Raw genomic sequence first — 22,664 nt, 5'->3', positions numbered from 1 at the left:
GGAGTGACGTTCGACGAGGAGAGACATGCGCGGTGAGCCACGCTCGGGCTGCCCCATCAACGCCGCCGTCGAGGCGCTCGGTGACCCCTGGAGCCTCATCGTCCTGCGCGACATGATGTTCGGCGACCGCCGCTACTTCCGGGAGCTGCTGACCCGCTCGGACGAGGGAATCGCGAGCAATGTGCTCTCGTCCCGGCTCAAGTCCCTCGTTGCTGCGGGCCTGTTGACCCGTGACGATGCGACGCGTGGCCAGCGGGCCCGCTACAGCCTGACCGAGGACGGCATCCAGACGCTGCCGGTGCTCGTGGCACTCGGGGCCTGGGGTCGGGCACATCGTGACACCACTCCGGAGCTCACCATCCGACAGCAGGTCATGGAGGAGGGCGGAGCCGCCATGGTCGCCGAGCTCATGGACGAGCTGCGCGCCCACCATCTGGGTGCCCGGCTTCCCGCGAGCGAGGGTCCACGGGCCAGCGAACGGCTGCAGGCGGCATACGAAGCCGTCGTCAACGGCAGCGAACGCTGACAGGGACTCACACGCGCCGGTGTTGGGCCGGCGGCCCCGGATCTCTCCTTGGTCAGGCCGCCGCACTCGCGGTGCTGCTGCCACCGAAGACATAGGTGGCGTTGAAGAGCAGGACTCTGTACTCACGGCGCGCGGACACCGTGTAGGTGTAGGAGTAGCGCCCATCTGGATCGGATGCGACGTTCTTGAGGCCGAGCCAGGTGGTCGTGCCCGGCACGCGGTACTGGATGAGTCCCACCGCGCCACCCCACGAGCCGAAGGCCGCGGTGGACGTCCAGAACCGGGTGGCCCTGGTCGAGACGCTCACCTTCCCTCCGGAGCGAGTCGCCGTGATGCCGGCTCGCGACGTGACACGCACATCGACCGTCGGCGTGTTCATCTCGTCGGCGGTCAGCTCGCGGGTGGGGTCGACCTGGTCGACGTAGCCCGACAAGGGCTTCCACGTCCACCGTCCCGGCGAGGTGTGGTCGAAGATGTACGGGGGTGGGTCGAGGTCGCGCTGAGTCGAGTTGGACAACGCGTGGTACCAGACCGGCTCCGGTCCAACTCGTCTGCTGGGAGCGTGGGCCTGCCACTTCATGGACATGTTCTCCGGGTGCGATCCACCCGGCGGCCAGCAGTCGGTCTGGACGTCGGCGGCCGGATACGTGTGGGCGCTGGAGATGCCGACGCGAGGAGGAAGCACGAGATCGGCGTAGGTGCAGGGCGCGTCCGAGTCGGCCTGTGCACCGGCCGGGCCAGCGCTCACGGCCAGGACCGAGAGGCTCGCGGCGGCGCCGGCCACGAGTCTGCGCAGGGTCGAGGAGGTGAGCTCCGTCGACAGGACCATCTCGTGATCGTACGCCCGCATGGGACCGGGTCAATGCTCTGCTTCCGCGTGCGGCGCACCGTGGCGTGTGCCCAAACTCTCGTCGGCGCAGACCTCCACCGCCGGTAGGGTGACGAGAGGTTCGCAGACCTCGCGTCAGGTGCGGACCGACCCGATCGGCTGAGGAGCGGTGGATGACGGTGGCCCCGAAGCGGCCCGCGGCGATGGCGCTGGCGGCACACTTCCCGGAGCGAACCCAGGAGCAGTGGCGCGAGCTCGTGGGCGCGGTCGTCAACAGCGGGCGACCCGAGGCCGAGCACCTGAGCGGTGAGGCCGCGGTCGCGTCGATGCACTCGCGCCTCGAGGGTGGCCTGGACATCCAGCCGCTCTACACGAAGTCATCCGCTGCGACTCCGCTCGGCCTGCCCGGTGCGATGCCGTTCACCCGCGGGCGGGCGCTGCGCGACGCGGACGTCCCGTGGGACGTCCGCCAGGTCCATGACGACCCCGATGCCGCGACGACGCGCAAGCTGGTGCTCGCCGACCTCGAGAACGGCGTCACCTCCGTCTGGCTCCACGTCGGTGCCGACGGACTGGCACCCGGCGGCGTCGCCGAGGCGCTCGCCGACGTCCGGCTCGACCTCGCGCCGGTCGTCGTCTCCTCGTGGGACGACCAGGTCGCTGCCGCAGACGCCCTGTATGCCGTCCTGTCCGGTTCCCCTGCCGCCTCCGGCAACCTCGGGCACGACCCGCTCGGAGCGGCCGCGCGAACGGGCGGGCCGGTCGACCTCGAGCCGCTGGCGGGCGCTGTCCGCCGCCTCGCCGATCACGGTGAGGTCCGTGCGATCACCGTCGACACGAGTGTCCACACGGACGCCGGCGCGACGGTCACCGACGCGATCGGGTTCGCGCTTGCGACAGGTGTGGCCTACCTCCGTCACCTCGAGGCCGAGGGCATCGACGTCGTCGAGGCCTTCCGCCACATCGACTTCCGGGTGAGCGCGAGAGCCGACCAGTTCCTCACCGCGGCCGCCCTGCGCGCCCTGCGTCGCACGTGGGCCCGGGTCGGCGAGAGCGTCGGTGTTCCTGAGCAGCTGCGGGGTGCCCGCACGCACGCGGTGACCTCACGGCGCATGTTCACGCGTGATGACGCCTGGACCAACATCCTGCGCAGCACGCTCGCGACCTTCGGTGCCAGCGTCGGGGGCGCCGACGCCATCACCGTGCTGCCGTTCGACACCGTGTCCGGACTGCCGACACCGTTCTCCCGACGCATTGCTCGCAACACCCAGATCCTTTTGGCCGAGGAGTCCAACGTCGCCCGCGTCACCGACCCGGCGGGTGGCTCCTGGTATGTCGAGACGCTCACCGATGACGTCGCAAAGGCTGCATGGGCCACCTTCCAGGAGATCGAGGGCGCCGGCGGAATGGTCAAGGCACTCGCGAGCGGCCTTGTCGCACAGCGAATCTCGGCTGCGGTGGCCGAGCGTGACGCTGCTCTGGCAACGCGATCCACACCCATCACCGGCGTCAGCACGTTCCCGCTGGCTGGCGAGAGGCCGCTGACGCGAGTGCCCCGCGCCCAGCTGGTGGTCCAGTCCAGCGCCCTTGTGCCACAGCGGGACTCGGCGATCTTCGAAACGCTTCGGGACCGCTCGGCGGCATACGCGACGGAGCACGGACACGCACCCCGCGTCGCCGTGCCGACCCTCGACGTCCCCCGCGCCGCAGACCGGCGCGTCGACGCAGTCAACCTCCTCACCGTGGCCGGGATCCACGCCGTCGAGGGCGGGGACGACACCGACGCTGCGCTCACGAGCACCGACCAGGGCTACGCCGGCATCAGCAAGGACATGGACGTGGTCGCCTTCCTCTCGGCCCTGCTCGACGAGATCGGAGCACCGGCATGAGCGCCATCCCTGACTTCACACACGTCGACCTCGGTGACGGCCGCCCCGCCGCCGCAGACCTCTCGGATGTCGGCGCCCAGACCTGGCTCACGCCCGAGCAGATCGAGGTGCCGCCGCTCTACACCGACGCCGACCTCGAGGGCCTCGACTTCCTCGAGACGATCCCCGGTGCGCCGCCCTTCCTGCGTGGCCCCTACCCGACGATGTACGTCAACCAGCCGTGGACGATCCGCCAGTACGCCGGGTTCTCGACCGCCGAGGAGTCCAACGCCTTCTACCGCCGCAACCTTGCGGGCGGGCAGAAGGGCCTCAGCGTCGCGTTCGACCTCGCGACCCACCGCGGCTACGACAGCGACCACCCCCGCGTCGAGGGCGACGTCGGCATGGCCGGTGTCGCCATCGACTCGATCTACGACATGCGCACCCTCTTCGAGGGGATCCCGCTCGACCAGATGTCGGTGTCGATGACGATGAACGGCGCGGTCATCCCCGTGCTCGCGCTCTTCGTCGTCGCAGCGGAGGAGCAGGGTGTCGCGCCCGAGCAGCTCTCCGGGACCATCCAGAACGACATCCTCAAGGAGTTCATGGTCCGCAACACCTACATCTATCCGCCCGAGCCCTCCATGCGGATCATCAGCGACATCTTCGCGTTCACCTCCGAGAGGATGCCCCGCTACAACTCCATCTCCATCTCGGGCTACCACATGCAGGAGGCCGGGGCCACGCAGGACCTCGAGCTCGCCTACACGCTTGCCGACGGCATCGAGTACCTCCGCGCAGGCAAGGAGGTCGGCCTCGACGTCGACCGGTTCGCCCCAAGGCTGTCCTTCTTCTGGGCCACCGGCATGAACTTCTTCATGGAGATCGCCAAGATGCGTGCGGCCCGCCTGCTCTGGGCCCGGCTCGTCGAGCAGCAGGGCGCCAAGAACGCCAAGTCGCTCAGCCTGCGCACCCACTGCCAGACCAGCGGCTGGTCGCTCACCGCGCAGGACGTCTACAACAACGTCGTCCGCACCTGCATCGAGGCGATGGCGGCGACGCAGGGCCACACCCAGAGCCTGCACACCAACGCCCTCGACGAGGCCATCGCCCTCCCGACCGACTTCAGCGCGCGGATCGCCCGCAACACCCAGCTCGTCCTCCAGCAGGAGTCGGGCACGACGCGCACCATCGACCCGTGGGGCGGCTCGGCCTACGTCGAGCGGCTCACCCACGACCTCGCCGAGCGCGCCTGGGCGCACATCGAGGAGGTCGAGGCCGCCGGTGGCATGGCCAAGGCGATCGAGGCCGGCATCCCCAAGATGCGCATCGAGGAGGCGGCCGCCCGCACCCAGGCGCGCATCGACTCCGGCCAGCAGCCGGTGATCGGCGTCAACCGCTACATCCCCGATGGTGACGAGCCGTTCGAGGTGCTCAAGGTCGACAACGCCGCGGTGCGGGCCAGCCAGATCGCCAAGCTCGAGCGCCTGCGCGCGGAGCGGGACGACGAGGTATGCCGTGTCGCCCTGGAGCGCTTGACCGCCGCCGCCCGCGATGGTTCCGACGGCACGCTGGACACCAACCTGCTGGCGCTCGCGATCGACGCGGCCCGTGCCAAGGCCACGGTGGGGGAGATGTCGACCGCGATGGAAGCGGCGTTCGGCCGCTACACCGCCCAGATCCGTACGATCGGTGGCGTGTACTCCGACGAGGCCGGCGCCGACGCCAACGTGCGCAGGGCCCAGGAGCTCGTCGAGGAGTTCGAGCAGGCGCAGGGGCGGCGCCCCCGGATCCTCGTGGCGAAGATGGGGCAGGACGGTCACGACCGCGGCCAGAAGGTCATCGCCACGGCGTTCGCCGACCTGGGCTTCGACGTCGACGTGGGCCCCCTCTTCCAGACGCCGACCGAGGTGGCGCGTCAGGCGGTCGAGTCCGACGTGCACGTCGTGGGGGTGTCCTCGCTCGCGGCCGGCCACCTCACGCTCGTGCCCGCTCTGCGCAGGGAAGCTCGATGCGCTGGGTCGTGAGGACCTCATGATCGTCGTGGGCGGCGTCATCCCCACCCAAGACTTCGACGACCTCCGGGCCGCCGGCGCCGACGCGATCTACCCACCCGGGACGGTCATCGCGACTGCGGCGACCAGCCTCATCGGTGACCTGAGTGCTCGCCTGGATGCCGCTGCCCGGGCCGGCGAGTGACCGACGAGCTGTTCGACGGGATCCGCGCTGGCTCGCGGACCGACGTCGCCCGGGCGATCACGCTCGTCGAGTCCAGGCGCCCCGACCACCGCGAGCGGGCACGCGCCCTGCTCACCGAGCTCACGGCATACACGGGTTCGGCGGTGCGCGTGGGGGTCTCGGGGGTCCCGGGCTCCGGCAAGTCCACCTTCATCAACGCGATGGGACAGCGGCTCATCGAGGCGGGCCACAAGGTGGCTGTCGTCGCCGTCGACCCGAGCTCGCGGCGCACGGGCGGCTCGATCCTCGGTGACCGCACCCGGATGGGTGAGCTGAGCGCCAGTGACCGCGCGTTCGTCCGGCCGAGTCCCAGCGGACGACACCTCGGGGGAGTGGCGCGGGCGACCCGCGAGTCCATGCTCGTCCTCGAGGCCGCCGGGTTCGACGTCGTCATCGTCGAGACCGTCGGGGTGGGCCAGAACGAGATCGCCGTGTCCGAGATGGTCGACACCTTCTTGCTGCTGACCCTGGCCCGGGCCGGCGACCAGCTGCAGGGGATCAAGCGCGGCATCCTCGAGCTCGCCGACGTCATCGCGGTCAACAAGGCCGACGGCGACGGTGAGATCGCGGCCAAGGGGGCAGCCAAGGACCTCACCTCGGCGATGCGACTCATGCTCCCAGGCGCCGACGTGCGGCGTCCGGCGGTGCTGACCTGCTCGGCCCTCACCGGTGCGGGGCTCGACGAGGTCTGGACCGCGGTGCTCGAGCACCGCGCCCACCTCGAGTCCGAGGGGTCACTCGAGGCTCGGCGCGCCCAGCAGCAGCAGGACTGGATGTGGGCGCTCGTCGACGCGCACCTGACCGATGCCGTGCGCGCCGCCCCCGAGGTCAGGGAGCAGCGCGCGCAGATCGAGGCCGCCGTCAGGTCGGGGAAGCAGCGCCGTCGACGCAGCGAGCAAGATCCTCGCCGCCTTCCGGCACTGACGCGACTCGAGCTCAGCCGCGGGCTGGGGTGCGCCACCCGGCCGGAGCCACGCCGCGACGGCGGGCCAACCACAGCAGGACGGCCGACACGAGCACCGTGGCGACGACGTTCATCGCTGCCGACACGGGCGACCCCTCACTGGCTCCGTCGACGAACGACTCCTCGAGCCCACCGAAGAGGATGCCGGTCACCATGATGAGCAGGTTGTTGACCACGTGCAGCACGATGACGGCCTCGAGGCCGCCGGTGCGCCACGCCAACCAGCAACCGGCGACCGCCAGGGAGCCGAGCTCGATGACGATCCACGGATCCGCGGACCCGTGGGCGGCCGCGAAGAAGGCCGTCGACAGGACGGCGGTGACGACCAGGGCCACCACGGGGGAGCGGAACCACGCTCCGACTCCCTGGACGAGGCCGCCCCGGAAGGCGAGCTCCTCACCTGCCGCCTGCAGGGGAGTGGTGAGCAGCGTGACGACGATGAGCGCCACCCAGTGGTTAGGCCGGTCGAGCACCTCCTGGTCGAACACGACCCAGCTCACCGCGAGGTAGGCCGCCCACAGCGGGGTGACGACGAGGGCGCACCAGCCCAGCCACCCCCACCGCAGACGCCCGGCCACCGACAGCACCCGCCACGGACTCCGCCGGAAGCCCGCCCAGAGGCCGATCAGAGTCGCCGGGATGAGGCTGGCGAGCAGGAGGTTGGTGACCAGGGCTGCCCACGGGTTCAGCGGGTCGACGAGCGCCTCCTCGCTGTCCAGGAGGCCGCTGAGCCCGCTGGGCACGAGCAGGGCGACGAGACAGACCAACGCCACGGCGACCGCGACGGCCAGGGCGACGAGTGGCCGCCACCAGCGGTGACGCGGGCCACGCATCTGATGGACGTAGGGCCGCGGCTCGCGCTCGGCCGCCTCGAGCTCGGCGGCTCTGGTCCGCTCGACCTGGCCGCGGATCCGGTATGCCGCCCGCTGCCGGGCGAGCTCGACGAACCACCGAGGTGGCTCGCTGGGAGAGACGACGACCGCGGTGCCCTGCTGGTGGGCCACCCACGCGGCTCGGCGGACCGGTTCGGACTGCGCGTCCTGCGGCCAGGCCATCAGCCAGAGGGCGTCGAACCCGTCGAGCCGCCCGCCCGCCAGCTCCCAGGGGGCGAACGGCGACCACTCCAGGTCTGCGGCGGCGTCCACGGACAGGGCTCGGGCCCGCGAGAGCGACTGCTGGTTCCGCTCCAGGCCGGGATCCCCGACGACGGCGATGCGCACGTTCATGCCGTCAAGTCTCACTGTCACGCACGGCCGAGCCGGCATCGGGCCGGGTGCTGGGTTCACGGGCCTGCAGTCCCGAGCGACCGAGGGAGGCCACGCACGTCCGCAGGCCCGCAGCACGGCATACATCGATTTCGTGCTCAGCGCGTGCTCCCGTAGGATGGAGCGTCGGTCTCGTGTGTTCACGCATGCCTTGAACAGCACGAGCCGCATCTCCATGGTTTCACTGGTGGCCTCGCGCCGCACCCAGGGTGGGACCAGCAACGGATTGAGAGGGTATGGCCAAGAAGGACGGCGTCATCGAGATCGAGGGCACCATCGTTGAAGCGCTCCCCAACGCGATGTTCCGCGTCGAGCTCACCAACGGTCACAAGGTGCTCGCGCACATCTCGGGCAAGATGCGTCAGCACTACATCCGGATCCTCCCCGAGGACCGCGTGGTGGTGGAGCTCAGCCCCTACGACCTGACCCGAGGCCGCATCGTCTTCCGCTACCGCTGACCGGTCTGATCCGTAGGCAGTAGCTTCTGCAGCACCCCAGCAAGAACCCGTGCGGCTTCCGCCGTGTCGGGAGGATCGACAAGACAGCAGAGGCAATGAAGGTTCAGCCGAGCGTCAAGAAGATCTGTGACAAGTGCAAGGTGATCCGCCGCAACGGTCGGGTCATGGTCATCTGCGAGAACCCGCGCCACAAGCAGCGCCAGGGCTGATCCCAGAAGACCAACTCTGACCGTCCCGTCGGAGTTCTGCACGAGGCCACAGCCTTCGAGCACACGCACAAGTGAATGACTGAGAACGCAGCGCCCGACCCCCGTGTCCGTCACCTGTCAGAGGTGAGCGCGGGACGTCACCCTCGGCCCGGAGGCCGAGGACCGGACAAGAGTGCCGGACCGGCGACTGCACCAGACCTCCGGAATCCCAGAACAGGAACCATCACACGATGGCACGTCTCCAAGGAGTCGATCTGCCGCGCGAGAAGCGCGTCGAGATCGCATTGACCTACATCTTCGGTGTGGGGCGCTCCAGCTCGCAGAAGGCCCTTGCCGCCACCGGCATCGACCCCAACGTCCGCGTCAAGGACCTCACCGACGTCAACCTCGTCGCCCTGCGCGACTGGATCGACGAGAACCTCAAGGTCGAGGGTGACCTCCGCCGTGAGGTCCAGGCCGACATCCGCCGCAAGGTCGAGATCGGGTCCTACCAGGGTCGCCGTCACCGTTCGGGCCTGCCCGTCCACGGTCAGCGGACCAAGACCAACGCGCGCACCCGCAAGGGCCCGAAGCGCACCGTCGCCGGCAAGAAGAAGGTTGGTAAGTAATGCCTCCCAAGGGCCGTTTGGCCGGCGCCAAGAAGGTGCGCCGCAAGGACAAGAAGAACGTTCCCGTGGGCCAGGCCCACATCAAGTCGACGTTCAACAACACGATCATCTCGATCACCGACCCCACCGGTGCCGTCATCGCCTGGGCCTCCGCCGGCCAGGTCGGCTTCAAGGGCTCGCGCAAGTCCACCCCGTTCGCCGCACAGACCGCCGCCGAGGCTGCTGCCCGTCGTGCGATGGACCACGGCGTGCGCAAGGTCGACGTCTTCGTCAAGGGCCCGGGTTCGGGTCGCGAGACCGCGATCCGCTCGCTGACCGCTGCCGGTCTCGAGGTCGGTTCGATCCAGGACGTCACGCCCTCACCGCACAACGGTGTCCGCCCGCCCAAGCGCCGCCGCGTCTGAGCGCCTGAGACCGAAAGAGAACTGGAAAAATGGCTCGTTATACCGGCCCCATCACCAAGAAGTCGCGTCGTCTGCGCGTCGACCTCGTGGGCGGCGACAAGAACTTCGACCTCCGTCCCTTCCCGCCCGGCCAGCACGGCCGTCGCCGGATGCAGGAGAAGGAGTACCTCACCCAGCTGCAGGAGAAGCAGAAGGCCCGCTTCACCTACGGCGTCATGGAGAAGCAGTTCCGCCGCTACTACAAGGAAGCGGCGAACCGCCCCGGCAAGACCGGTGAGAACATCCTGACGATCCTCGAGTCGCGACTCGACAACGTCATCTACCGCGCGGGCCTGGCCCGCACCCGTCGTGCCGCGCGTCAGCTCGTCACGCACGGCCACTTCGAGGTCAACGGCAAGCGCGTCGACGTCCCGTCCTACCGCGTCGAGCAGTACGACATCATCACCGTGCGCAAGCAGTCGGTGGAGACGTTCCCGCTCCAGCTCGCGCGTGAGACCTTCGGCGACCGCCCGACCCCGGCGTGGCTGCAGGTCGTCCCGGGCTCGCTCCAGATCCTGATCCACTCGCTCCCGATCCGGGCGCAGATCGACTCGATCCTGACCGAGCAGCTCATCGTCGAGTTCTACTCGAAGAACTGACAGAACCCGACGTATTGCGCTTTGTGGTCGGCGAGCTCCAGCGAGCGGACCACAAAGCGCAATAGGTCGGGGCGGTGCGCACCCAGGTGCGTACCGGCATACCCACGCTCATGTTCAGGTCACAGACAGAGGTGACCTGGATGGCCGGGCCGACCCGGCAGTTTCACGAGGCGTCATATAGCGGTCGCCCGTGGGAAGGAAAATCACCGTGCTCATCGCACAGCGTCCACTCCTCTCTGAGGACGTCATCTCCGAGAACCGGAGCCGATTCGTCATCGAGCCCCTCGAGCCTGGCTTCGGCTACACGCTCGGGAACTCGCTCCGCCGCACCCTGCTCTCGAGCATCCCCGGTGCCGCCGTGACGAGCATCCGGATCGACGGGGTCCTCCACGAGTTCTCCACGATTCCCGGTGTCAAGGAAGACGTCACCGAGATCATCCTCAACATCAAGGGTCTGGTCGTCTCCTCGGAGCACGACGAGCCGGTGGTCATGTACCTGCGCAAGCAGGGCTCCGGCGCCGTCACCGCCGCGGACATCGCTCCGCCGGCCGGCGTCGAGGTCATCAACCCCGACCTGCACATCGCGACGCTCAACGACAAGGGCAGCATCGAGATGGAGCTGACCGTCGAGCGCGGTCGCGGCTACGTCTCGGCGCAGCAGAACAAGTCCGGTGACCAGGAGATCGGCCGTATCCCGGTCGACTCCATCTACAGCCCGGTCCTCAACGTCACCTACAAGGTCGAGCTGACCCGAGTCGAGCAGCGCACCGACTTCAACAGCCTCGTCCTCGACGTCGAGACCAAGCAGGCCGTCACCCCTCGTGACGCGCTCGCCTCTGCCGGCAAGACCCTCGTCGAGCTCTTCGGCCTTGCCCGGGAGCTCAACGTCGAGGCCGAGGGCATCGACATGGGCCCCTCGCCCACCGATGCCGCGCTCGCTGCCGACCTGGCGCTGCCGATCGAGGACCTCGACCTCACGGTCCGCTCCTACAACTGCCTCAAGCGCGAGGGCATCCACACCGTGGGTGAGCTCGTCGGTCGCAGTGAGGCCGACCTGCTCGACATCCGCAACTTCGGTCAGAAGTCCATCGACGAGGTCAAGGCCAAGCTGCACGGTATGAGCCTGGCCCTGAAGGACAGCCCCGCCGGCTTCGACCCGAGCCAGATCGCTTCCTACGACGACGAGTTCAGCTTCGCCGACGCCGACGACGCAGAGGACGCGTCGTTCGCCGAGGACGAGCAGCTCTGACGCTGACTTAACCACTAGGAGATAAAGACATGCCTACGCCCACCAAGGGTCCCCGTCTCGGAGGCGGACCGGCTCACGAGCGTCACATCCTGGCGAACCTCGCGACGTCGCTGTTCGAGCACGACTCGATCACGACCACCGAGACCAAGGCCAAGCGCCTTCGCCCGCTCGCCGAGCGCCTCGTCACCTTCGCCAAGCGTGGCGACCTGCACGCCCGGCGCAGGGTCATGACGGTCATCCGCGACAAGGGCGTCGTCCACCGCCTCTTCGTCGAGATCGCACCGGACATGGCCGAGCGCCAGGGTGGCTACACCCGCGTCACCAAGATCGGCCCGCGCAAGGGCGACAACGCCCCGATGGCGGTCATCGAGCTCGTCCGCGAGCCCGTCGCCAGGAAGGCCACCGTCAAGGAGGCCGAGGGCGCGACCAAGCGTGCCGTCAAGGAGTCCAAGGCTGCCGAGGCCGAGGCTGAGGTCACCGAGACCGAGGCCACGGACGCGCCAGCCACCGAGGCCACCGAGGACGCTGCCGCAGTCGAGCTGCCGAAGGGTGCTGTCGCCTCCAACGAGGACGGCTCCGCACCCGAGGGTTACTCGGTCAAGGGCAACGCCGACTCCGGCAAGTACCACGTCGAGGGTTCGCAGTGGTTCGACCAGACCGAGGCCGAGTTCTGGTTCGCTTCGGCGGACGACGCCAAGGCAGCCGGCTTCGAGCCTGCCGGTGGCGAGGACAAGCAGCAGGTCGAGGACGACAACGCCTGACCTCCGCTCCACGGCACTGCGCAAAGGGCCGTTCACCTCGACGAGGTGAACGGCCCTTTCGCATGCCGTCCGTCCGGATCGGTTGGGCACGCGAGCCCAGTCGGTGAGTCGAACTCGGCGACTCAGTCGAGCGCGACCGTCCCGCCGGAGCGCCAGTAGGTCCCGTCCCGACGGTCGAGGAAGCCCTCCTCGACAAGGTAGCGGCGCAGTGCCGCGTGGTCGGGGTGGCGCCGTCGCAGGATCTCGTTGAGGGTCGACTCCGGGTAGATCTCGCCCAGGGCGAAGTCCTGAGCGACGAGGTCGAGCACGACGAGCCGCTTGGTGATCCTCGTCGGGATGGAGGCGAGCCGTCCGTCGGCGCCGACGAACGCGCGCAGGACGGCGTCTCGCCGCTCGAGCGCCGAAGTGAGATGGGGCCGGTCCATGGGTGGAAGTCTATGAACCAGACGCTGATCGCGCGACGCTCAGCCGAGTGCACCGCCGACGCGTGACCAGGTGTGCCGACCGGGACGTCCGTCGTAGGTCCACAGCGCGCCGTCGTTGCCGCGACCGAACGCCACCCAGCTGTTCGTGCCCCGCGAGGCGACCGCCGGGGCGCCGGTCAGCTCGCCACCGATCGCAGTGACGAACGAGCCGATGGCCACCACCGGGGTCACCCCGTTGCGGGTGAGCACCACACCCGAGCCCGGTGTGACCGCCGGGGCCGACGAGGTCTGCCGGGAGCCCACGGGGGCCCAGCCGCGGCGGGTGCCGGTGCTGGTGAGGATGCTGTCCCAGAGGCGGCCGTCACGGCCTCGCGCGAGCACCCGCACGGTGCCAGAGGTCCGGTCGGCGGCGGCCGCCGGTGCGCTGCTCACCCCTCCGTGGATCGTCGACCAGGACGTCCACCGAGTGCCGTCCCAACGGATCCTCCACAGCGCATCGCCGCTGCGGGCCACCGCGTCCAGGGTTCCGGACGACAACGACGCCGCCGTGGGTGCGCCCCGGATCGAGCCGCCCAGGTTGCCCCACGGCGCGAAGGTGCCACCGTTGCTGTAGGTGTGCACGAGCGTGCCTGCTGGGCCACGGGCGAAGAGGTCGACCCGCGAGCCGCCCCAGGTGACTGCCGTCGGGGCCGAGGTGATGGTGCCCTGCACCACCTGCCAGGCGCCGAAGCCCCCGCCGGCGAGGGCCTGCGTCGTGTGCCACACCCGCCCGTCGGTCGCCCGCACGAACACCGTCACGGCGCCGTTGCGCACGACCGCCGACACTCCGCTGGGGGAGACGTCGAGCCCGGACGTGAAGGGTTGCGGCGTCGCGGTCGGGTCGAGGCGCAGCACCCTGTCGCCGCTGCCGTTGCTCGTGCTCACGAACATCGAGCCGTTGGCGGCCGACTGCACGGTGCGGATCCGTCCCACGGAGCCGTCCAGTGAGTCCACCTGCTCGTCTCCTCGCACCCGGCCGTCGGGCGTGAGCGACAGCACCCGCACACCGGAGTTCTTCAGCTCCGCCACCGCGAGCGCACCCTCCCAGCGGCCCCACCGGCTGCCGGTGAGGAACGTCGCGCCACTCGTGGCGACAGTCGGGCGGCCGGACCGCCAGCGGGCCGGGACGGCCGAGGGGAACTTCGCCAGGTCGGTCATCGGAACGTTCTGGTTGTAGCCCGGCACGGGGTCCCACCCGTAGTTGCGGCCGGGGACCAGCCGGTTGACCTCGTCGTCGACATCCGGGCCGTGCTCGGCGCTCCACATCTCGCTGGTCCCGGGTCGCAGCGCCAGGCCCTGGACGTTGCGGTGGCCGTAGGTCCAGACCTTCGCGGCGTTGCCCCCTCGTGAGGAGAACGGGTTGGAGCTCGGGACGGCGCCGGAGCTGCTGACGCGCAAGGTCTTCCCGCCGAGAGAGCCGAGGTCCTGCGGGCTCGTGCCCACGATGGCGTCGCCGGTGCCGACGTGCAGGGTCCGGTCGGCGGCGAAGCGCAACCGGCAACCGCCGTGCTGCCCACTGGTGACCGGGATGCCGGTCACGACCGGTGAGCCGCTGCGGCTGGCCGAGGCACCGCTGGCCGCGAGCACCCAGCGCAGCACGCGGATGTCGACGGCGGAGGTGCCGCTGCCGCGGTACGCCTGGCAGGTGTAGTACGTCCGATTCGTGGCGAAGCCGGGGTCGATGACGAGCCCCATGAGGCCGGACTCCGACCCGACGAAGAGGTCGGGCTGAGCGGTGCTGACGGTCTGGACGGCTCCGTTGGTGCGGATGATCCTCGTGGCTCCGCCGCGCTGGGTGAACAGCACCTCGCCGGACGGCAGGGGGGCGACGTCCCATGGGAGGGCGAGCCCACTGGCGACCGTGGTGAGGCGGGAGGCTGGCTCGGCCGCCGCAGCCAGCGCCGCATCCGTCGCTTCCACACTCCGAGGCGGCGCACCGGCATACGCCGCTCCGGGGGCCAGGGTCGCCGTAGCGGTCCCGGCAAGAAGAGCGCCGACGACAAGGATGCGCGTGTACCGCCCCATGTCGGCAGCGTAACCGTGCCCCGGGGCTCGCGCATCCGCTGCACGGCCACAGCAGGGTGTTGGCCGTGAGCGCGTGGCCTAGGCTGCGGACCCATGACGTCGCTGCGCGTGCGGATCGACCTCGCCTACGACGGGACGGACTTCTCGGGATGGGCCGCGCAACCGGGCCGGCGGACCGTCGAGGGAGAAGCTGTCGGCGGCCCTGACAACTCTGCTCCGTGCGCCGGAACCGTTGCGGCTCACTGTCGCTGGGCGCACGGACGCCGGCGTCCATGCCCGCGGCCAGGTTGCCCACGCCGACGTCGACGCAGCCCTGTATGCCGTCCTGCCGGGTCGGTCGTCCCGCTCACCCGAGGAGGCGGCGAGAACCCGACTGGCCGGCATACTCCCGTCCGACGTGGTGGTGCGGGCCGTCTCACGTGCGCCGGCCGGCTTCGACGCACGGTTCTCGGCGTCGCAGCGGCGTTACCTCTATCGGGTCTGTGACCGCCCCGGCACGCTCGACCCGTTGCGTCGACGGGACACGGTGCTCGTCAAGGATGAGCTCGACGTCGAGGCGATGGACTCGGCTGCCGGGCGCCTCACCGGGCTGCGCGACTTCGCGGCCTTCTGCAAGAAGCGTGAGGGCGCGACGACTGTGCGCACGTTGCTGGACTACTCGTGGGAGCGCGCAGCCGACGGCACGGTCGAGGCAACAGTCGTCGCAGATGCGTTCTGCCACAGCATGGTTCGCGCCCTCGTCGGGTCGGTCGTTCCTGTGGGGCTGGGGCGGGCCGAGGTCGGGTTCCCGGCCGAGGTGCTCGCCGCGGGTGCGCGTGACCCACGCGTCACGGTGATGCCGCCGCAGGGGCTCTCGCTCGAAGAGGTGACCTATCCGGCGGACGCGGACCTCGCCGCTCGCGCGGTGGAGGCCCGGGCCACGCGCACCCTCGACCCCGAACCTTGATCCTCACCCTCAGCGCGTGATGCTGACGTCGTCGCCGCGCAGGTGGGCACGGAACCCCTCGGCCTGGACGGACACTGCCGTGAGCGCCATGCCCTCAGGGACGCCCTGGACCGTGTGCCTGATCGTCACGAGCTGCCGCACGATCGTCGAGGCGGCCGAGTCGAGCCAGTCGGGCCCGTCGAGGTCGATCGTCTCGGGCGTGATGACGAGCCGGCCGTCGACGGCACGCACCGCGCCCGTCGCGCGCACCTCGACGTCGCGACCCAGCACACTCACCCGGCGGCGCAGGCCCGCGAGCCCGTCGTCGGCGGCATACAGGGTCACCCCGTCACCGATCTGGGAGGCGGCTGACTCGAAGGGGAGCAGGGCGTCGATGTCGAGGCGTCCGGCACGCAGGCCGTTCTCGTCCAACCTCACTGCTGACCCGATCGCGGTGACGTCACGCAGGCCGCCGTCGCCCGTGACCACCTGGGCGCTCGTCAGGCGCACGTCGCCGAGCCAGGTCTCGCCGCTGGTCAGGTCCGTCGGCGCGGACGGCCGTGGGGCGGCGCTCGCGGTCGGGGCGGGCACGTCGGCTCCCGACCCCGGACTGCCCACGGACCACACGAGCACGAGGGCGGCGACGACCAGGGCCGTGAGCATGGTGACTGCGCCCAGCACGAACTGCTTCACCCCCACATCCTGCCCTGTGTGCCTGAGCCCACGCCCCGTCGTGGTCTCGGGCACACAAGGGGTGGTGCTGGGCTTCATGTAAAGCGTTTACGCAGATAGCCTCCACTCCAGTTCACGTCCGCGCGCCAACGGTGGCGCCGCGGCCACCTCGGAGGAGCAACGATGCCCAGTCCACGCCGCCTGTATGCCGTCCTGGCCGGGGCCGCCGTCGCCGTCACCCCGCTCGTGGGGGCCGCGCTTCCCGCTGCTGCCGAGACGACGTCGGTCGCGCTCGCCGGCTCGCTCCAGACCGAGCTGGGGTGCTCCGCCGACTGGCAACCCGAGTGCAGCGCCAGCGAGCTGACCCGGGTCGGGGACACCACGGCATACAGCAAGACGTTCAGGCTCCCCGCCGGGAACTACGCGTTCAAGGTCGCGATCAACGACTCGTGGGCCGTCAACTACGGCGCGAACGGTGCGCTCGACGGTGCCGACATCCCGCTCGTCCTCGAGGGACCGGCCACGCTGAAGTTCACCTACGACGACGTGACCCACCTCGTGAGCGTCACGCCCCAGAACCTCTCCGGCAGCACGACGCCCGCCGACGCCGCACTGGCCAAGAGCTCGCTGCGCTCCCCGCTCACCAAGGAACGCTTCTACTTCCTCATGGCCGACCGGTTCGCCAACGGCAGCACCGCCAACGACAAGGGTGGGCTCACCGGCGGGCCGCTCACGACCGGGTTCGACCCGACGCACAAGGGCTTCTACCACGGTGGTGACCTCAAGGGCGTGATCAACAAGCTCGACTACATCAAGGGCATGGGCACGACCGCGATCTGGCTCACGCCGAGCTTCAAGAACAAGCCGGTGCAGGGCAAGCCGGGCGAGGAGAGCGCGGGCTACCACGGCTACTGGATCACCGACTTCACCCAGATCGACCCGCACCTCGGCACCAACGAGGAGATGAAGACGCTCATCGCCGCGGCGCACAAGAAGGGGATGAAGGTCTTCTTCGACATCATCACCAACCACACCGCCGACGTCATCGACTACGAGGAGCAGCAGTACACCTACCGCTCCAAGAAGAACTTCCCCTACGAGGACGCCTCGGGCACGGCCTTCGACGACCGCGACTACGTCAACAAGACCTTCCCCGAGATGGACCCGGCGACGTCCTTCCCCTACACCCCGGTCCTGCGCCCGGGCGACGAGGACGCCAAGACCCCCGCCTGGCTCAACGACCCGCTGATGTACCACAACCGCGGTGACTCGACCTTCGCCGGCGAGTCCTCGACCTACGGCGACTTCATCGGCCTCGACGACCTCTTCACCGAGCGTCCCGAGGTCGTCGACGGGATGGGTGAGATCTACAAGCAGTGGGTCGACTTCGGCATCGACGGCTTCCGCATCGACACCGTCAAGCACGTCAACCTCGAGTTCTGGCAGAAGTTCATGCCCGACCTGCTCGGCCACGCCGCCAAGAAGAACCCGGACTTCTTCGCGTTCGGCGAGGTCTACGACGGCAACCCCGCCGTCATGTCCGAGTACACGACTCGCGGCAAGCTCCAGGCCACCCTGGACTTCGGCTTCCAGCAGCAGGGCATCGACTTCGCCAAGGGCAAGCCGGCCGGCGCGCTCGCGGACTTCTTCGCCAAGGACGACTGGTACACCGACGCCGACAGCAACGCCTACCAGCTGCCGACGTTCCTCGGGAACCACGACATGGGCCGCGCCGCGATGTTCCTCAAGGAGGGCGTCTCGAGCGAGGCCGAGCACCTCGCCCGCGTGAAGTTCGCCGACTCCCTCATGTTCGCCACGCGTGGCAACCCGGTGACCTACTACGGCGACGAGCAGGGCTTCGTCGGCACCGGCGGCGACCAGCTCGCCCGCGAGGACATGTTCGCGAGCAAGGTCGACGTCTACAACACCGAGGACGTGCTCGCCGGGCCCGAGGGCTCGCGCGACCGCTACGACACCACGCACCCGCTCTACGCGCACATCAAGGCGCTCTCGGCGGTTCGAGCGAAGCACCCCGCGCTCGCGGACGGTGCCCAGGTCAACCGCCACTCGGCCGAAGGCGCCGGCATCTTCGCCGTCTCCCGGATCGACGCGGGTCAGAAGGTCGAGTACATCGTGGCCGCCAACAACGACGAGAAGGCTGCGTCCGCGACGTTCCCGACCTGGAGCAAGGGCAAGGGCGTCGTGTTCACGCCGGTCTCCGGCACGGACACGGCGGTCAAGCCGGCTGCGGACGGCTCGGTCAAGGTGAGCGTGCCGCCGCTGACGGTCAGCGTCTGGCGGGCCAACAAGGCGATCTCCACGACGGGTGCCGCACCGACGGTCGAGCTGACCGCTGGCGCCGACTCGACGGTGTCGGGTCGAGCCGAGGTGGCTGCCGACGTGTCGGCGAGCACCTTCGCGCAGACGACCTTCCTCTACCGCCCCGTCGGGACGTCCGCGTGGCGCTCCATCGGGACCGACGACAACGCCCCGTTCAGGGTCTTCCACGACGTGGCCGGTATGCCGCTCGGCTCGGTTCTCGAGTACCGCGCGGTCGTCCGTGACGCAGCAGGCCGGGTGGCCGCGGACGGCACCTGGGCCTCGGTGGTCGCGGAGTCGGCGGGCGGTTCGACGGAGGGTGAGATCGGTGACCCGCCGCCGACCCAGCCGACCGCGGTGTCGGTGCCGGGCACGCACAACTCGGAGATGGGCTGCCCGTCCAACCTCGGGGTCAACGGTGACTGGGCGCCCGACTGCGACCAGGCCCAGCTGACCCTGGACCAGGACGACCTCATCTGGAAGAAGACGTTCACCATCGCCCCCGGCCCCTACTCCTACAAGGTCGCGCACGACCGCTCGTGGACCGAGTCCTACGGTGACGGTGGTGGCAGCGAGAACATCTCCTATGAGACTCCGGATGGCACGGTGACCTTCTTCTACGACCCGCGCACCCACTGGGGCACCTCGGACGAGCAGACGGAGATCATCACCGCGCCGGGGACCTTCCAGACCGCGCTCGGGTGTCCGGCGATCTGGGCCCCTGACTGCATGCGCCCCTGGTTGCAGGACAAGGACGGCGACGGCGTCTTCACCTGGGCGACGACGCAGATTCCCGCCGGCACGTACTCGTTCAAGATCGCCCATGACCAGCTGTGGGCCGAGAACTACGGCGAGGGAGGCACCCGCGACGGCGCCGAGATGAGCGTGACCGTTCCGAGCGACGGGGCGACGACGAACTTCGTCTACGACTCAGCGACCCACCGCACGACCGTCACCAGCCGCTGACCTCAGGCGGGCGCGGCGTCACCCTCGACAGGGTCGACGCCGCGTCCGCGCTCGTGGCGCAGCGCCGGGAGGTAGAGGAAGGCGCCGAGGATGCTGACCAGGCCGGCCACGACCATGGCCGTCTGGACCGATGTCGTCTCGGCGAGCCAGCCGATCGCGGGAGCCGCCACTGCGCCTCCTGCGAACATCACCATCGAGTTCATCGACAGCACGGTGGCGCGGTTGCGCGCGCTGGCCTCTCGGTGCAGCAGGGTCGCGTGCGGGGCGCCGCCGACTCCGTGCAGCATGTAGGTGACGAGGTAGGCCCCCACCAGCCCGACCGGGCCGAGCATCAGACCCATGACGGCCGCCCCCAGGCCGTTGAAGATCCGCGCCCCGATGGCGGCGCGCACGACGCCCCACCGCTTCATCATCCGACCGGCGAGGGTCGACCCCAGTGCGAAGACGGCCCAGCCCCCGGCAGCGACCGGGCCGAGAAGGGCGCCGGCGTCCGTGGTGCTGCCGAGGAGCTCGGCCATCCGGATGGGCAGCATCGACTCGAAGACGGTCATGCCGATGACCCAGAAGAGCTCCACGCCCACGATGCCGGCGAGGATCCGGTTGTGCCGCAGCAGGGTGAGGCCGTCCGCGATGACCTTGGGCGTGTCCTTCGCGGAGTCGAGCGCCTGGCGCAACCGCGTGGACTCGTGCGGAAGCCGGGGCTCGTGGACGAGCGCCAGGGTGAGGACGAGGTGGATCACGGCGAAGGCGATCGAGACGACGATCGGCAGCGCGATGGCGCTCCGGTCGGCGAGGGGATGCCAGGCGATGAGCCCGCCGGAGGCGAGTGAGCCGCCCGCGATGGCGACGCCCACGATGGTGCCCTGTGCTGCGAGGGCCTGGTCGACGTCGGCGCCCGGTTCGCTGAGGTGGACGGTGTCGACGAACCAGGCCTCGAGCGGACCGGAGTCCAGGGCCCGGTAGACCCCCATGAAGGCCGCCGCCAAGGTGAACTGCCAGAAGGACGTCGCCGTCACGTAGAGCACGCCGGTGACGACGTTGATGACGCCGGCGGCGACAAGGACGCTCTTGCGCCCGAAGGCGTCGGCGAAGCCGCTGGTCGGCAGCTCGAGGAGGAGGACCATGACGCCCTGCGCCGCGGCATACGTCAGGGTCTGCTGGACCGTGAGCCCGCGCTCGAGCGCGAAGAGGGTGAAGACCCCGATGACGAAGCCGACCGGCAGCCACCGGGTCGCACTGAGGATGAGGAAGACGCGGCGCGCGGCCGCGGGGGAGAGGTGCGGGCTCATGTGTCGTCCCCGCGGGGGATGCGGTCGAGGTCCAAGGGGTAGGAGACCGTGTAGACCGCGAGGCGCCGGGCGGCCGGGTTGCCCTGTCCCACCCGGCGATAGCGCGCCACCACCTCGTCGAGCTCGGCCTTCATCGCCTGCAGCTGTGCCGGGGTCGCGACGACGTAGGAGTCGCTCATGCCGGCTGCGTCACGCCACGCGATCGGCCAGGCGGCCTCGACGTCGAGCCACCTCTCGAACTGCTCGGCGAAGTGGCGGGTGTAGTCGCGCACGAGCCAGTTCAGCGCCGTCTCGGAGTCCTCGTCGCCGGCGAAGTCGCTGGGCTCGAAGCTGTGGCTCTCGGTGGCGGCTCGCCACAGCCGTCGCTTGCCCTCGCCCTCACCGGTGTCGGCGACGAGACCGACCGACTCGAGCCTGCGGAGGTGGTAGCTCGTGGCACCTGAGTTGGTCCCGAGCGAGGTGGCGAGGTCGGTCGCCGTCGCCGGGCCGCCACGACGCAGCGCAGACAGGAGACGGGAGCGCAGCGGGTGGGCGAGCACCTTGAGCGAGGCCGCGTCGAGCCGGAGGCCGGTGAGCTGGTGGTGGGCGGGGGTGGAGTCGGAGGGCATGCCGTGCACAATACCTCTGCACACTTCGTTTGCACAACATCTGTGTATGCTGCCGGCTAGCCATCGTTTGTGCAGGTCAGGGGCACTTTCCGACCTGGTTGTGGGCGATTTGGGCGCGGAGCCGGTCGCCCGTAAACTTGAGGACTGTTGTGCCGTGCGCCCTTCCCAGGGTGACCCGAGAGGTTCGAAACCCTGGCGGGAGCACACGGCATACCCCTGAGGTTCTGGTCCGGCACGGACGAAGGCTGTCCCGCTGACACAGACCGCAGGTCATCCCGTTCCATCCACACGTTAGGTAACACCGTGCGTACCTTCACCCCGAAGCCGGGCGACATCACCCGCACGTGGCACATCATCGATGCCACGGACGTCGTGCTCGGTCGCCTCGCCGTCCAGACGGCGACGCTCCTGCGCGGCAAGCACAAGCCGACCTTCGCCCCCCACGTCGACGGTGGCGACTTCGTCATCATCATCAACGCCGACAAGGTGGCCCTCACCGGCGCCAAGCTCGAGCAGAAGCGCGCCTACCGCCACTCCGGCTTCCCGGGTGGTCTGCGTAGCCGCACCTACGTCGAGATGCTCGAGAAGTTCCCCGAGAAGGCGGTCGAGAAGGCCGTCCGTGGGATGCTCCCGCGCACCACGCTGGGCCGTCAGCAGCTCGACCAAGCTCAAGGTCTACGCCGGCTCCGAGCACCCCCACGCTGCGCAGCAGCCCAAGCCCTTCGAGATCACCCAGGTGGCCCAGTAATGACCGAGAACATCACCGACGCCACTGACGCAGAGTTCGGCACCGACACCGAGGACCAGGAGATCACCGAGTACACCTCGGAGTCCTCCGCCGACTCGGCCACCGAGCCCGCCCGTCGTCCCACCGCCTCCGCTCCCGGCGCAGCCACGGGTCGTCGCAAGCAGGCCATCGCCCGCGTGCGCATCGTCCCCGGCACCGGCGAGTGGAAGGTCAACGGCCGCACGCTCGAGGCCTACTTCCCCAACAAGGTCCACCAGCAGATCGTCAACGAGCCCCTCAAGGTGCTCGAGCTCGACGGCGCCTACGACGTGCTTGTGCGCGTCCACGGTGGTGGCCCCTCCGGCCAGGCCGGCGCTGTGCGTCTCGGTGTCGCCCGCTCCCTCAACGGAGTCGACGAGGAGCTGAACCGTCCGACCCTCAAGAAGGCCGGCTTCCTCTCGCGCGACTCCCGCGTCCCGGAGCGCAAGAAGGCCGGTCTCAAGAAGGCCCGCAAGGCACCTCAGTACAGCAAGCGCTGATCCAGCGTTCTTGGAGTGCGCGTCCTCGTGGCGCGCCCCGCATGGAGGCGGCATCCCGCAGGGGGTGCCGCCTTCGGCGTGCGGGGGTAGGTTGACTCGTCGGCCGTCAACAC

At 69.6% G+C, this 22,664-nt stretch carries 18 protein-coding genes and 4 pseudogenes; 15 read left to right on the top strand and 7 right to left on the bottom strand.

What is annotated here, in order from left to right; all coding sequences use genetic code 11:
* The first annotated feature begins 25 nt into the window (after nt 1-25).
* The gene (locus ACZZ98_RS03510; protein ID WP_463514964.1) at nt 26-526 is read left to right on the top strand and encodes a winged helix-turn-helix transcriptional regulator; all 501 of its coding nucleotides are present in this window, start codon (nt 26-28) and stop codon (nt 524-526) included.
* A gap of 52 nt (nt 527-578) precedes the next feature.
* Here ACZZ98_RS03510 and ACZZ98_RS03505 read toward each other — a convergent pair whose 3' ends face one another.
* On the bottom strand, nt 579-1,355 hold the full coding sequence (locus ACZZ98_RS03505; protein ID WP_463514963.1) for a hypothetical protein: 777 nt from the start codon (nt 1,353-1,355) through the stop codon (nt 579-581).
* Nucleotides 1,356-1,528: 173 nt separating this feature from the next.
* On the opposite strand from ACZZ98_RS03505, the gene ACZZ98_RS03500 reads away from it, so the two are divergent.
* The 3 genes and pseudogenes from ACZZ98_RS03500 to meaB all read left to right on the top strand — a co-directional run bounded on the left by ACZZ98_RS03500 (nt 1,529) and on the right by meaB (nt 6,582).
* Nucleotides 1,529-3,244: a methylmalonyl-CoA mutase subunit beta gene (locus ACZZ98_RS03500; protein WP_463514962.1), complete on the top strand. Its 1,716-nt coding sequence runs from the start codon at nt 1,529-1,531 to the stop codon at nt 3,242-3,244.
* Nucleotides 3,241-5,422: pseudogene (gene scpA, locus ACZZ98_RS03495) on the top strand (methylmalonyl-CoA mutase). The gene ACZZ98_RS03500 and the pseudogene scpA overlap by 4 nt, the downstream one beginning before the upstream one ends.
* The gene (meaB, locus tag ACZZ98_RS03490; protein ID WP_463514961.1) at nt 5,419-6,582 is read left to right on the top strand and encodes a methylmalonyl Co-A mutase-associated GTPase MeaB; all 1,164 of its coding nucleotides are present in this window, start codon (nt 5,419-5,421) and stop codon (nt 6,580-6,582) included. Before scpA ends, meaB begins: the two are co-directional and overlap by 4 nt.
* Before the next feature lie 13 nt (nt 6,583-6,595).
* Here meaB and ACZZ98_RS03485 read toward each other — a convergent pair.
* A pseudogene (locus tag ACZZ98_RS03485) lies at nt 6,596-7,258 on the bottom strand (lysostaphin resistance A-like protein); the annotation flags it as partial.
* Nucleotides 7,259-7,926: 668 nt separating this feature from the next.
* Between ACZZ98_RS03485 and infA the strand changes: the two are divergent.
* The 7 genes from infA to rplQ all read left to right on the top strand — a co-directional run bounded on the left by infA (nt 7,927) and on the right by rplQ (nt 12,017).
* Complete coding sequence (gene infA, locus ACZZ98_RS03480) at nt 7,927-8,148, top strand: translation initiation factor IF-1 (protein ID WP_006946284.1); 222 nt, start codon at nt 7,927-7,929, stop codon at nt 8,146-8,148.
* A gap of 95 nt (nt 8,149-8,243) precedes the next feature.
* On the top strand, nt 8,244-8,357 hold the full coding sequence (rpmJ, locus tag ACZZ98_RS03475) for a 50S ribosomal protein L36 (protein WP_009775928.1): 114 nt from the start codon (nt 8,244-8,246) through the stop codon (nt 8,355-8,357).
* Between the two features lie 230 nt (nt 8,358-8,587).
* Nucleotides 8,588-8,965 carry a 30S ribosomal protein S13 gene (gene rpsM / locus ACZZ98_RS03470; RefSeq protein ID WP_009775927.1) on the top strand — a complete coding sequence of 126 codons (378 nt, stop codon included), beginning with the start codon at nt 8,588-8,590 and terminating at the stop codon, nt 8,963-8,965.
* Nucleotides 8,965-9,369: a 30S ribosomal protein S11 gene (gene rpsK / locus ACZZ98_RS03465; RefSeq protein ID WP_009775926.1), complete on the top strand. Its 405-nt coding sequence runs from the start codon at nt 8,965-8,967 to the stop codon at nt 9,367-9,369. Before rpsM ends, rpsK begins: the two co-directional genes overlap by 1 nt.
* 29 nt (nt 9,370-9,398) lie before the next feature.
* Nucleotides 9,399-10,007: a 30S ribosomal protein S4 gene (gene rpsD, locus ACZZ98_RS03460; RefSeq protein ID WP_009775925.1), complete on the top strand. Its 609-nt coding sequence runs from the start codon at nt 9,399-9,401 to the stop codon at nt 10,005-10,007.
* Nucleotides 10,008-10,215: 208 nt separating this feature from the next.
* The gene (locus ACZZ98_RS03455) at nt 10,216-11,256 is read left to right on the top strand and encodes a DNA-directed RNA polymerase subunit alpha (RefSeq protein ID WP_380085604.1); all 1,041 of its coding nucleotides are present in this window, start codon (nt 10,216-10,218) and stop codon (nt 11,254-11,256) included.
* A 29-nt stretch (nt 11,257-11,285) separates the two neighbouring features.
* Nucleotides 11,286-12,017 (top strand): 50S ribosomal protein L17, sunset domain variant, encoded by a 732-nt coding sequence (gene rplQ, locus ACZZ98_RS03450; RefSeq protein ID WP_463514960.1) that lies wholly within the window; start codon nt 11,286-11,288, stop codon nt 12,015-12,017.
* A 122-nt stretch (nt 12,018-12,139) separates the two neighbouring features.
* Here rplQ and ACZZ98_RS03445 read toward each other — a convergent pair whose 3' ends face one another.
* Both ACZZ98_RS03445 and ACZZ98_RS03440 read right to left on the bottom strand, forming a co-directional pair.
* Nucleotides 12,140-12,442, bottom strand: coding sequence for a DUF2087 domain-containing protein (locus ACZZ98_RS03445; RefSeq protein WP_463514959.1), 303 nt, complete (start codon nt 12,440-12,442; stop codon nt 12,140-12,142).
* Nucleotides 12,443-12,481: 39 nt separating this feature from the next.
* Nucleotides 12,482-14,506: a PQQ-dependent sugar dehydrogenase gene (locus tag ACZZ98_RS03440; RefSeq protein WP_463514958.1), complete on the bottom strand. Its 2,025-nt coding sequence runs from the start codon at nt 14,504-14,506 to the stop codon at nt 12,482-12,484.
* 93 nt (nt 14,507-14,599) lie between these two features.
* On the opposite strand from ACZZ98_RS03440, the pseudogene ACZZ98_RS03435 reads away from it, so the two are divergent.
* Nucleotides 14,600-15,452, top strand: a pseudogene (locus ACZZ98_RS03435) (tRNA pseudouridine synthase A).
* A 9-nt stretch (nt 15,453-15,461) separates the two neighbouring features.
* On the opposite strand, the gene ACZZ98_RS03430 reads toward ACZZ98_RS03435, so the two are convergent.
* Entirely contained in the window at nt 15,462-16,124 is a 663-nt protein-coding gene (locus tag ACZZ98_RS03430; protein ID WP_463514957.1) for an LmeA family phospholipid-binding protein, read from the bottom strand.
* Nucleotides 16,125-16,286: 162 nt separating this feature from the next.
* Between ACZZ98_RS03430 and ACZZ98_RS03425 the strand changes: the two genes are divergently transcribed.
* Nucleotides 16,287-19,388: a pullulanase X25 domain-containing protein gene (locus tag ACZZ98_RS03425; protein ID WP_463514956.1), complete on the top strand. Its 3,102-nt coding sequence runs from the start codon at nt 16,287-16,289 to the stop codon at nt 19,386-19,388.
* A gap of 2 nt (nt 19,389-19,390) precedes the next feature.
* On the opposite strand, the gene ACZZ98_RS03420 is transcribed toward ACZZ98_RS03425, so the two are convergent.
* Together ACZZ98_RS03420 and ACZZ98_RS03415 are read right to left on the bottom strand one after the other, a co-directional pair.
* Complete coding sequence (locus tag ACZZ98_RS03420) at nt 19,391-20,677, bottom strand: MFS transporter (RefSeq protein WP_463514955.1); 1,287 nt, start codon at nt 20,675-20,677, stop codon at nt 19,391-19,393.
* The gene (locus ACZZ98_RS03415) at nt 20,674-21,285 is read right to left on the bottom strand and encodes an ArsR/SmtB family transcription factor (RefSeq protein ID WP_463514954.1); all 612 of its coding nucleotides are present in this window, start codon (nt 21,283-21,285) and stop codon (nt 20,674-20,676) included. Before ACZZ98_RS03415 ends, ACZZ98_RS03420 begins: the two co-directional genes overlap by 4 nt.
* A 303-nt stretch (nt 21,286-21,588) precedes the next feature.
* On the opposite strand from ACZZ98_RS03415, the pseudogene rplM reads away from it, so the two are divergent.
* Together rplM and rpsI are read left to right on the top strand one after the other, a co-directional pair.
* Nucleotides 21,589-22,033: pseudogene (gene rplM / locus ACZZ98_RS03410) on the top strand (50S ribosomal protein L13).
* Complete coding sequence (rpsI, locus tag ACZZ98_RS03405; RefSeq protein WP_463514953.1) at nt 22,033-22,551, top strand: 30S ribosomal protein S9; 519 nt, start codon at nt 22,033-22,035, stop codon at nt 22,549-22,551. Before rplM ends, rpsI begins: the two are co-directional and overlap by 1 nt.
* Nucleotides 22,552-22,664 lie beyond the last annotated feature (113 nt).

Source organism: Knoellia sp. AC549 (assembly GCF_979258975.1).
The sequence above is the reverse complement of the archived record's forward strand: the minus strand, read 5'-3'. Positions and strand labels throughout refer to the sequence as shown.